The sequence below is a fragment of the Ensifer sp. LC384 genome, assembly GCF_001695865.1.
In the GTDB taxonomy this organism is placed as follows: Bacteria; Pseudomonadota; Alphaproteobacteria; order Rhizobiales; family Rhizobiaceae; genus Ensifer.
The window spans coordinates 218,085-228,827 of record NZ_MBST01000002.1 but is presented as its reverse complement, the minus strand read 5'-3'; the positions used below and the strand labels follow the sequence as shown (position 1 = coordinate 228,827).

The 10,743-nt window shown below is 63.0% G+C and carries 8 protein-coding genes and 1 pseudogene; 4 read left to right on the top strand and 5 right to left on the bottom strand.

The genetic code is table 11. The features are described 5' to 3' along the window. Positions 1–101: 101 nt before the first annotated feature. On the bottom strand, positions 102–1,151 hold the full coding sequence (locus BC363_RS04225) for an RHE_PE00001 family protein (protein WP_083223683.1): 1,050 nt from the start codon (positions 1,149–1,151) through the stop codon (positions 102–104). Between the two features lie 190 nt (positions 1,152–1,341). On the opposite strand from BC363_RS04225, the gene BC363_RS04220 reads away from it, so the two are divergent. Both BC363_RS04220 and BC363_RS04215 read left to right on the top strand, forming a co-directional pair. Further along, positions 1,342–1,599, top strand: coding sequence for a type II toxin-antitoxin system VapB family antitoxin (locus BC363_RS04220; RefSeq protein ID WP_065786036.1), 258 nt, complete (start codon positions 1,342–1,344; stop codon positions 1,597–1,599). Next, on the top strand, positions 1,596–2,003 hold the full coding sequence (locus BC363_RS04215; RefSeq protein ID WP_065786037.1) for a type II toxin-antitoxin system VapC family toxin: 408 nt from the start codon (positions 1,596–1,598) through the stop codon (positions 2,001–2,003). The genes BC363_RS04220 and BC363_RS04215 overlap by 4 nt, the downstream gene beginning before the upstream one ends. Before the next feature lie 76 nt (positions 2,004–2,079). Here BC363_RS04215 and BC363_RS36190 read toward each other — a convergent pair whose 3' ends face one another. After that, complete coding sequence (locus BC363_RS36190; protein WP_280137956.1) at positions 2,080–2,211, bottom strand: hypothetical protein; 132 nt, start codon at positions 2,209–2,211, stop codon at positions 2,080–2,082. A gap of 70 nt (positions 2,212–2,281) precedes the next feature. Here BC363_RS36190 and BC363_RS04210 point away from each other — a divergent pair, with 70 nt between their 5' ends. Beyond that, the gene (locus BC363_RS04210; RefSeq protein WP_065786038.1) at positions 2,282–3,442 is read left to right on the top strand and encodes a tyrosine-type recombinase/integrase; all 1,161 of its coding nucleotides are present in this window, start codon (positions 2,282–2,284) and stop codon (positions 3,440–3,442) included. 368 nt (positions 3,443–3,810) lie between these two features. On the opposite strand, the pseudogene BC363_RS04205 reads toward BC363_RS04210, so the two are convergent. The 3 genes and pseudogenes from BC363_RS04205 to BC363_RS04195 form a co-directional block, all read right to left on the bottom strand. Continuing rightward, a pseudogene (locus BC363_RS04205) lies at positions 3,811–4,125 on the bottom strand (ISNCY family transposase); the annotation flags it as partial. A gap of 98 nt (positions 4,126–4,223) precedes the next feature. Next, entirely contained in the window at positions 4,224–6,125 is a 1,902-nt protein-coding gene (locus tag BC363_RS04200) for a methyl-accepting chemotaxis protein (protein WP_065786040.1), read from the bottom strand. 282 nt (positions 6,126–6,407) lie between these two features. Next, entirely contained in the window at positions 6,408–10,028 is a 3,621-nt protein-coding gene (locus BC363_RS04195) for a hydantoinase B/oxoprolinase family protein (RefSeq protein WP_065786041.1), read from the bottom strand. Between the two features lie 120 nt (positions 10,029–10,148). On the opposite strand from BC363_RS04195, the gene BC363_RS04190 reads away from it, so the two are divergent. Beyond that, positions 10,149–10,733, top strand: a complete 585-nt coding sequence (locus tag BC363_RS04190) for a winged helix DNA-binding protein (protein ID WP_065786042.1) — start codon at positions 10,149–10,151, stop codon at positions 10,731–10,733. The last annotated feature ends 10 nt before the right edge of the window (positions 10,734–10,743 follow it).

Here is a 10,743-nt window from a genome sequence, read left to right as displayed (position 1 = left end):
GTGCTCCTTCAGAATGCCGATAATCTGTTCGTCCGTGAAACGGTTGCGCTTCATTCCCTGGTCCTCTCAATGGGCCAGAGCTTACTTCAAAATGGATTATTTCAACGGGGCAAGGTCACGGCCGAGACGAGCGGTTTCGCCATCACGAGCTCGATCAGCTCCGGCAGCTTTGACGAGGAGCGCCGGCCAGCGAGCTTTCGCTCCATCATCTGCCGCGCCAGCGCCAGCCGATCATGCTCCTTCAGCCCGATCTCGGCGGCCGAGATCAGGCCGTGGGCGTTCGCCAGCAACCGCGTTTCGCGATCGCGATGCCGACGGCGCTCGACGGGGATGGACTTCAGGCCGAGATTGACGGCGGTGAGATGAGCCGCGGTGGTAATGCCGGCCAGGCGCAGGATAGAGGCCGACAACAGCCGGCCAAGCCAGAGCGCGTGCTGCAACACCGAAAGCTCGTTCCAGGCATCCAAAGCGACGATCGCCTGCAGCGCCGGCGGAAGCTCACCGATTTGTTGGAGCACACCGCGCCATTCCTCGAGGCGCTCGTCCTCGTCCCAGTCGAGATCATAGACCAGCGGATCCCTTTCCCGAGCGGCGGCCTGAGCCGGGCCGGGCGTCTTAGCTGCCGCGATCGCTGCTTCCGATCGGGCGAGCAGCGCATCGATGGCGGCCAGCTCGGCGTCGAACGGGGTGGAAGTTTGAGCGGAGACGTCCTCCCCCTCCCCTCCTCCGAAGGAAGCAGGATCGGTCGTGGCCGCTTCGCGTCTCTGAGTACCGCCGGCGTCAGCTGATGCCGTAGGCCACGCCTGCCTGAGGGTGCGCAGGCCGTCGGGGCCGAGCGCCCAGCCGGGCGACTGCGATGCGATGCGCCGGCGGCTGCGCAGCACGTCGCGGGCGATCGTCAGTTCATGGATCGGGGTGCGGATGTCATGGCCGGCGTCGTGCAGCACCAGGTCCTCGAGGTGGACGAGCTCGCCATCGATCCACAGTGAGGCGCAGGCATCGGCGAAGTGCATGCGTTCGAGAAAGCCTTCGCCGACGGCTGAGCGGGCGATGCGCTCGTCGAGACGGGCGAGCGCGACGCCGGCGTCCGAGATGGGCCGAAGCAGGGTCCGGATGGGCAAATGGGCGAGATCGTAAGGCATTGAAATCATGGTAAATGATTTGCTAAGCGAACTCTATCTGAAAGTTACAGTTCCTCACATCGTATGGTCTCTAGAAGAGTCCATCACTATCGATAGGTATCCCGTATCGATAGTTAGCCATCTCGCGCGGTTTTCTTGCTATCTCGGGCCATAAGCACTATCTTTAAGCCTCGAAGATCAGCCTCGGAGCCTTGGCATCATGTCCGAACCGCAACTGTCCATACGCAGCGCCAAAGCGAAGGAACTGGCGCACGCGCTGGCACGGCGCACCGGCATGCCGATGAGCAAGCTCGTCGAGCGAGCGCTGGAGCGTTACGACAGCGAACTCCGCCAACAAAAGAACCAACATCCGCTCGATGCGGTCTGGGACATGGCCGAGCACGGGAGGTCTAACGTTCCAACCGACACTACCTCCGCCCACGACGACCTCTATGATGAAGACGGCCTGCCTGTATGATCGTAATCGACACATCGGCCGTATTAGCGATCGTTCTCGGCGAACCGGAAGCGGAGAGCTTCAAAGCCGTGCTGCGCCAAGAAACCATCGTGGTCGGCTGGCCGACCCTGTTCGAGACCCGAATCGTTCTTGCGGCCAAAGGTTTTAAGAACGCTGCTGACATCGTTGCGCGACTGGCAGAGACACCGAATGTTACGGCCGTTCCCTTCGACGGTAAGCACTTTGCAGCTGCCGAGCAGGCATACGAGCGCTACGGAAAGGGTCGCCATCCCGCCGGATTGAACATGGGTGACTGTTTCTCCTATGCGGTCGCAGCGACCGCGAAGGCGCCCCTGCTGTTCAAGGGCAATGATTTTGGACAAACAGACGTGGCCTGCCACCCAGCCTCATCAGGCCAGCCGTGATCGCTGCCTAAGCCAGGACGGACAAGTGCAACGGCTGCAGGGAGAAGACGACGGCAAGCGCCTGCTGATCCTCGGATCAGTCGACAACGGTCTGGCCCGTCGCCAGTTCCGCGTTGAGCGCCACGGTCAGCTCGACCCGACGTTCGCGCAGCGTCGGTTCGTGATTAACCCCGAGGTCCCTCAAGTTGGCGGTTCCGGTGGATGGCATCGTCAGCCTCCAATTCGCATCGAACGATGCTACAAGATGCAGTCCGTAGCAGCACCAAAAAGATCTGGCGATGGCCAATATTGAAGGCAATGACCATATCCTGAAGCGCGCGGAAGAGCTTGATGCACTCGACGCCATCATGCCCTTCGATCGCCGTGACCAACTCGCGTCCCTTCTCACCGACGACGACGTCGCGACGCTCAAACATCTTGCCAACGAAGGCATGGGCGACAATACGCTTCGGGCACTTGCGTCCGATCTCGGTTACCTTGAGACTTGGTGTCAGCTTGCGACCGGCAGCCCCCTCCCCTGGCCCGCGCCCCAGAGCCTGCTGCTGAAATTCGTCGCGCACCACCTCTGGGACCCGGGCAAGCGCGCCGAGGACTCCAATCATGGCATGCCAGCTGAGGTGGAGGCTGGTTTGCGCTCAAGCCGTCTGCTTCGAGCGAAAGGCCCCCATGCTCCGGATACGGTGCGGCGGCGTCTGACCACCTGGTCGAGTCTCACTCGTTGGCGCGGACTCAGCGGCTCCTTCGACGGGCCTTCGCTCAAATCTGCTTTGCGCCTTGCCGTGCGCGCCAGCGTCCGACCACGACAGCGCAAGAGCAAAAAGGCGGTCACAGCTGACGTGCTAGCTCAATTGCTGCTGGCCTGTGCCGGCGAAGGCCTGGTGAGCTTGCGCGATCGAGCGCTGCTTTTGACCGCGTTCGCATCCGGCGGGCGGCGGCGATCGGAAATAGCGGGATTGCGCGTCGAGGATCTCACCGGCGAGGAACCGGTCCGCGGTGATCCCAACGACGAGAACGCCCCGCCCCTCCCCTGTCTTTCGATCCGTCTCGGCCGCACGAAAACAACGACCAGCAATGACGATCAACATGTGATCCTCATCGGCCGACCAGTCTCGGCACTGAAGCGCTGGCTCGAAGAAGCCGGTATCACAGAGGGACCACTTTTCCGGCGCATTGATCAGTGGGGCAACGTCGACTGGCGCCCACTGACGCCGCAATCGGTCAATCTGATCCTGAAGCGACGCTGCAAGGACGCGGGCCTCGATCCGGCACTGTTTTCGGCGCATGGATTGAGGTCAGGCTACCTGACGGAAGCTGCCAATCGTGGGATTCCACTACCAGAAGCCATGCAGCAGTCGTTGCACAAGTCCGTGACGCAGGCGGCGCGCTACTACAACGACGCGGAGCGGAAGCAGGGCTGTGCCGCCCGGTTGGTCATCTAACACCCCCAAGTGCCGCATGCTGAAGACAGAGACGGGGTTGCCTTGCAATTCTTGGGTGGAACTCCACAAATGCAAGGATGCTTGTATGCTGCACGTCTACGCACGTGCCGGGACGCCGAGAGGTTGGCTCCGACTGAATGAGCTATAGGTGCAGTTGCTAAACTCACATGCCGGGCAAAAGTGAGTTATAGGAAGTGTGCCGCAAGGTTGAAATGTCCGCCGTTGCGCAAAATAAAAGTGTCACTTTGCGGTGCGGCGCGGCACGACGACCTGCCCCGATCTGACCGGCTGGTCCGGGTTGCAAGGACAAATCGGGGCGGGTGAAGGACACCTATCGGCTTTCGCTTTGAGACTATGAATGCAGCCGATTATTCCGCCGCATCAAGGCGGGAAAGCGCCTGCTGCCGCCGGGCGATGACAGCGGGATCGTTCATGAAATCCGTCCGCTTGCCCGGCTTTCGCCCCCGCGGCTTGTAACCGATCTTCTCGCTGTTGGTCTTCACTTCCGGCTGCGACTGCACGTCCTGGCGCTCCTTGATGTAAGTCAGCACATCGGAAAGCCGCTTGTTCTCTGTGATGGCCGCATACGTCACACGCTGGTCCTTGTCGAACACCCGGTAGGACAGGGAATGCCCCTTCCAGCGAATGTCGAGCCGGCCGTCCGCAAAGGCATAGGTCTCGACTGAACTCCGCAAGCCTGCCCAGGCAAACAAGAGTTAGCGGGGCGGTCAGGCGCCGTCCCGCTCACAGATTTGTTACGCGCTTGCGCTCCAGGCAGGACCTAGGCGGCGCGGCTCCAGCTTTCGCGCGCTGCCGCGCCTTCGAGCTTGAACTTCGCCAGCATCGTCCTCAGCTGCCGGCTTTCCTCGGCGAGCGTTCCGCTGGCGGCCGTCGTTTCTTCGACCATTGCCGCGTTCTGCTGGGTCATCTGGTCCATGTGGTTGACGGAGGTGTTGATCTCCTGCAGCGCGGTTGCCTGTTCGCGCGCGGCGGTGGCGATCGTATTGACATGGCCGCTGACATTGTTGACCAGGGTCTCGATCTCGAGCAGCGCTTCACCGGTCGAGCGCACCAGCGACACACCGTTTTCGACTTCGCTTGCCGAGCTGTGGATCAGCGTCTTGATCTCCTTGGCAGCGTTCGCCGATCGCTGGGCCAGTTCGCGCACTTCCTGGGCGACGACAGCAAAGCCGCGTCCCGCCTCGCCCGCCCGGGCCGCTTCGACGCCGGCGTTGAGTGCGAGCAGATTGGTCTGGAAGGCGATCTCGTCGATGACGGAAATGATCTGGTTGATCCGGTTCGACGAGTCTTCGATGCGGCCCATGGCGTCGATGGCGCTGCGCACGATCGCGCCTGAGCGTCCGGCGCTGTCTTTGGTGGCACGCACCATTTCATGCGCTTCATTCGCCCGCTCGGAGGCAGTCCGGACGGTCGACGTAATTTCGTCAAGCGCCGCGGCCGTCTCCTCAAGGGCGGCCGCCTGCTGCTCGGTACGCTTGGACAGGTCGTTTGCCGCCGAACTCAGCTCGGCCGAATTGTCGTTGATCGTACCGGCCGCCGTACGGACGTTCTGCATCGTCGAGCGCAGGGTCACCATCGTGGCGTTGACATTGGTCTGAAGCTCGGCGAAGGCGCCATGGAATTCACCGCGCATCGTCTGGGTCAGGTCGGCCTCTGCGAGTGCAGCCACAACGCGGCGGACTTCGTTGACCGTCAGGTCGACGCTCGACACCAGCTCGTTGACGCTGGCGGCAAAGCGGTTCAGGTCCTCGTTACTGTAGTCCTTGGTGATGCGGCCCGTGAAATCACCGGCAACGGCCGCGGCAACCACGATGCTGATGTTGGACTGGAGATCGCTGCTGCGGGCATGCAGCACCGCCTCCTGGGCCTTCATGTCGCGCATGCTGATGGCGTTCTTGCGGAAGACTTCGACGGCACGGGCCATCTCGCCGATCTCATCGCGGCGCGAAACGTCGGCACCATCGCCATCCAGCTTGCCGTCGGCAAGCTCGCTCATGATCGACGTCAGCGACTGGACCGGGAGCACGATGCCGCGGCGGGCGACGAGCAGGCTGACGGCAACGCCGAAAACGATACAGGCGCCGGCGGCAGCAAGCAGGATCGTCATGGCGACGGAGGACGACTCCAGCGCTTCGGCGCGGGCGGCAGCGAGAGCATCGCCGGAATAGGTGCTGTAGGCCTTGACGGTGGTGGTCACCGTTTTCTGGGCGTCGAGCGCCTTGTCGAGAGCAGCCTTGACGGCGGCACCGTCAGCGCCATTCGACCCGGCGACGGCAACCATCGCCCGGATCTCGTCGAAATAGCTGTTCAGCGTCGTGCGGATATCGTTGAGAAGTTTGTCCTCGGCATCGTCGGCGACCGCCTCGATCTTGGTCAGGCGACCGAGCATTTCCGCGGCACGCGTTTCCGTTTCCGCACCGAACTCCGAAGCCTTACCGGGCGTTGCAGCCAGCTGATAGGTCATGCGGCTGATGGCGATGATATCGACCCGGAGGTCCATCGCTTCGCGCGCCGCTTCTTCGCGGGCGCCAACTTCGACGATCGTCGTTCCGAGCGAGGAGAGCCCGCGCGCGCCGGCAAGCGCAATGAGGGTTGAGGAAATGCCCATGACCACGACCACGAGGCCGACCTTGGTCAATATCGATAAATTCTTGAAGGCCACTGCCGTGACTCCTGTGATGTCGCGATCGCGCTGGTTTGCTGGACATGGTCGGCCAAACCGGTGGGAGGAGACCCGGAATGTTGCGCGCGCTCCGTGGGAGGAGGCGGAGATTTCTGGCGCACCGACCGAGAGATACTTAGTAATTGCGAATTTAAATTAACGTTAAAACAGCAACACCAGGATCGGCCCGGTCAAGACGGCGCCTGTTTCGGCAGCCTTCAAACGCAAAGCGGGCGGACGATTGCTCGCCCGCCCGCAGACCACCGCAGCAGTCTTGGGAGATCAATTCTTGCCGTAGCCGCCGCCGGTTGGCGTGACGACCGTAAAGGCCTCGCCGGCTTCCAGAACCGTATGGGCGCAGCCCGACAGCTCTTCGTTTCGGCCGTCGTTGCGCCGGACGATGTTCTGGCCGAGATTGCCGGGCTCACCGCCCTTGATGCCGAAGGGGGCAACGCGGCGATGACCGGAGAGGATCGCGAAGTCGAGCTTCTCCCGGGCGCGAATGGTGCGCTTCGTGCCGTCGCCGGCCGACCACTTGCCCTTGCCGCCGGAGCCGCGGCGGATGTGGAAGTCCTCCAGCACCACCGGGAAACGGGTCTCGAGGATCTCAGGATCGGTCAGACGCGAATTGGTCATATGCGTGTGGACCGCATCGGCGCCATTATAGCCAGGCCCCGCCGGCGCACCCGAGCAGATCGTCTCGTAATACTGGTAATGCGCGTTGCCGAAGGTCAGATTGTTCATCGTCCCTTGAGCGCCGGCCTGGCTTTGGACCGCACCGAAGAGGCAGTTGGTAACGGCCTGGCTGACCTCGACATTGCCGGCGACGACCGCCGCCGGATAACGCGGGGTGAGCATCGTGCCTTCCGGGATGACGATGCGGATCGGCCTCAGGCAGCCGGCGTTCATCGGGATGTCGGCTTCGACGAGCACGCGGAAGACATAAAGGACCGCCGCCCGGGTGACCGGCGCCGGCGCGTTGAAGTTGTCCGACCGCTGCTCCGACGTGCCGGTGAAATCGACCGTGGCTTCGCGCTTGTCGCGATCGACGGTGATCTTCACCACGATCTTGCAGCCCTGGTCCATCTCGTAGGAAAACTCGCCGTTGGGTAGCTGGTCGAGCACGCGGCGCACGCTTTCTGCGGCATTGTCCTGGACGTGGCCCATATAGGCCTCGACGACATCCTCACCGAACTGCGCGATCATCTTCTTCAGTTCGGCCACGCCCTTCTCGTTGGCGGCAACCTGCGCCTTCAGATCATTGACGTTCTGGACGATGTTGCGCACGGGATAACGTGCACCGTTCAGCAGCGCCTCAAGCTCGGCCTCGCAGAACCGGCCGGCATCGATGAGCTTGAAGTTGTCGATATAGACGCCTTCTTCCTCGATGTTGGTCGCCAGCGGCGACATCGAGCCCGGAGAAATGCCACCGATATCGGCATGATGGCCGCGGCTTGCGACCCAGAAGCGGATCTCCCTGCCCTGGTCGTCGAACACCGGCGTGCAGACCGTCAGGTCGGGCAGATGCGTGCCGCCGTTATAGGGCGCGTTGATCAGGAAGACGTCGCCCGGGTGAATGACCGGGTTTTCGCGGATCGCCGTTGCGACCGAGGCGTCCATGGAGCCGAGATGCACCGGCATGTGCGGTGCGTTGGCGACGAGGTTGCCCCGGTTGTCGAACACCGCGCAGGAGAAGTCGAGACGCTCCTTGATATTCACCGAATAGGCGGTGTTCTGCAGCGTCACGCCCATCTGCTCGGCGATCGACATGAAGAGGTTGTTGAAGATCTCGAGCATGACCGGATCGGCCTTGGTGCCGATCGCGCTGCGCGCCGGCAGCGCCTTGACGCGGCGAAGCACGATATGGTCCTTGGCCGTCAGTTCCGCCTGCCAGCCGTCCTCGACGATAACAGTCTGGTTCGGCTCGATGATGATCGCCGGACCATCGAGGCGCTGGCCGGGCTTGATCTCGGAGCGAAGCGCCACTGGCGCATCATGAACCTGGCCCTGCGAGTAGAAGCGGGTGCTGCGGCTGAGCGCGGGCGCGCCTTCGGTCGTGGCCTGGCCTTCGCCTTCCATCTGGGCAGCGCCGCCGCCGACGGTTTCGACTTCGACCGCGTCGATGACCAGTGCCTTGTTCTCGGCAACAAAGCCGAAGCGGCGCTTGTGCAATGTCTCGAACTCGGCGCGCAGGCGCGCGATATCGTCATGCTCGGGGAAGGTCGCATCAACCGCCAGAACCGTATCGGTGCCGGCATAGCGGATATGGGCGCGCAGATGCGTGCGGATCTCGTCGCGAGCAATGCCTTGCGCCTCGAGTTCGCCGAGGCATTCGACCTGCAGGTCGGACCCAAGCTCAGCGAGGGCCGCCGGCGCCTTGTCGTCGAGCGCAACGCCGAGCGCCTTCTGGCGCGTCGCGCGAATATCGGCAAGGCCCATGCCATAGGCCGACAGCAGGCCCGACATCGGGTGAACCAGAATGCTCTTCATGCCCAGCTGATCGGCGACAAGGCAGGCGTGCTGGCCGCCGGCACCGCCGAAACAGCTGAGCGCATAGCGCGTCACGTCGTAGCCGCGCTGGACCGAGATCTTCTTGATCGCCTCGACCATGTTGGCCACGGCAATGCGGATGAAGCCGTCAGCAACGTCCTCGGGGCTGCGGCCATCGCCGATTTCCGCGGCCATCGCCGCGAACCGCTCACGCACCGTCTCGACGTCGAGCCGCTCGTTCTGCTCCGGCCCGAACAGCGCCGGGAAAAACTCGGGCATCAGCTTGCCGAGCATCACATTGGCATCGGTGACAGCCAGCGGGCCGCCGTTTCGATAGCAGGCGGGACCGGGATTGGCGCCGGCGGAATCCGGTCCGACGCGGAAGCGCTCGCCGTCAAAATGCAGGATCGAGCCGCCGCCGGCGGCAACCGTGTGGATCAGCATCATCGGCGCGCGCACGCGCACGCCGGCGACTTCGGTTTCGAAGGCACGCTCGTACTCACCGTCGAAATGGGCAACGTCGGTCGACGTGCCCCCCATGTCGAAGCCGATGACGCGGTCGAAGCCGGCTGCTTCACCGGTTTTGGCGAGGCCGACGACACCGCCGGCCGGGCCGGAGAGGATCGCATCCTTGCCCTGGAACATGTCGGCAGCCGTCAGACCGCCCGATGACATCATGAACATAACGCGGGCGCCCGAGCGCTCGATATCGAGCTCGTTCGACACCTGTGCCACATAGCGGCGCAGCACCGGCGAGAGATAGGCGTCGATGACGGTGGTGTCGCCGCGACCGACATACTTGATCAACGGCGAGACTTCGTGGCTCACCGACACCTGTTCGAAGCCCATTTGGCGGGCAAGCCGGGCAACCAGCGCCTCATGCTCCGGATACTTGTAGGCGTGCATGAAGACGATCGCGACGGTGTTGTAGCCCTGGTCGCGAAGTGCTGCCAGCGCCTCGCGTGCTTCGGCTTCGTCGAGCGCCTGCTCGACCGTGCCGTCGGCCAGCACCCGTTCGCCGAGCTCGACGATGTCCTGATAGAGCGCTTCCGGCTTGATGATTTCGGTGGCGAAGATGTTCTTGCGTTCCTGATAGCCGATCCTGAGCGCGTCGCGGAAGCCGCGCGTCGTCACCAGCGCCAGCGGTTCGCCCTTGCGCTCGAGCAGCGCATTGGTCGCGACCGTCGTGCCCATGCGCACTTCGCTGATGAGCCCGGACGGGATCGGCGCGCTGGTCGGCAGGCCCAGATGCAGGCGGATGCCCTGCACCGCCGCATCGCGATAGGCTTCCGGGTTCTCCGACAGCACCTTGCGCGCATGCAGAAGGCCTTGCGGATCCCTGCCGATCACGTCGGTGAAGGTGCCGCCACGGTCGATCCAGAAGTCCCAGCTGCCGGTTTCGCGTGCGCTCATCGTCCATCCTCTCACTCGTATGCCGCCATCTCGGGTCGGCTCCGAAAATCATCAAAGCAGTTCGTTGACAAAATGTCGATAAAATGATGACATAAAATCGTCAAGATGAGGAAGTGCTGAATGACGAAGAAGTCTGAGGAGAGCTTTGAAGGCAGGGAATGGGCGGAGGACGCTCTGCCCGGCCATCTGAAGCCCGTATCCGCGATCGGGCCGATCGTCTCCTCCGCACATCTCGCCGAAGGCGGGTCCCCTGGCCTTTCGGAAGTCGAGTACGGCCTGATCCTCGCCTCGCACGCCTTCCATCGCTGGATGGTGCGGTGCATGGCGGCTGCCGGCGTGCCCGGCCTTTCCTCCATCGAAATCCTGATCCTGCATACGATCCGCCACCGCGATCGCGGCAAGAAGCTTGCCGATATCTGCCTCGTGCTCGACATCGAAGACACCCATGTCGCGACCTATGCCATCCGCAAGCTTGAGGCGGCCGGCCTTGTCACCACGGGCAAGGAAGGCAAGGAAAAGACCATCCAGATCACCGACAAGGGAGCAGAGGCCTGCACCCGTTATGCACAGATCCGCGAGCGCCTGCTCGTGACGTCGACGGCCAATGCCCGCCCTTCCGAAGAAACGCTGTCGGAAATCGCCGCCGTGCTGCGCTTCATGTCGGGTGCCTATGACCAGTCCGCGCGCGCCGCGACCACATTGTGACAAGGAAGAT

Excerpts from the sequence above, each read along its gene's own strand:
- BC363_RS04225 (WP_083223683.1), bottom strand. The coding sequence starts at position 1,151 with ATGATTTCAATGCCTTACGATCTCGCCCATTTGCCCATCCGGACCCTG.
- BC363_RS04220 (WP_065786036.1), top strand. The coding sequence starts at position 1,342 with ATGTCCGAACCGCAACTGTCCATACGCAGCGCCAAAGCGAAGGAACTG.
- BC363_RS04215 (WP_065786037.1), top strand. The coding sequence starts at position 1,596 with ATGATCGTAATCGACACATCGGCCGTATTAGCGATCGTTCTCGGCGAA.
- BC363_RS36190 (WP_280137956.1), bottom strand. The coding sequence starts at position 2,211 with ATGCCATCCACCGGAACCGCCAACTTGAGGGACCTCGGGGTTAATCAC.
- BC363_RS04210 (WP_065786038.1), top strand. The coding sequence starts at position 2,282 with ATGGCCAATATTGAAGGCAATGACCATATCCTGAAGCGCGCGGAAGAG.
- BC363_RS04195 (WP_065786041.1), bottom strand. The coding sequence starts at position 10,028 with ATGAGCGCACGCGAAACCGGCAGCTGGGACTTCTGGATCGACCGTGGC.
- BC363_RS04190 (WP_065786042.1), top strand. The coding sequence starts at position 10,149 with ATGACGAAGAAGTCTGAGGAGAGCTTTGAAGGCAGGGAATGGGCGGAG.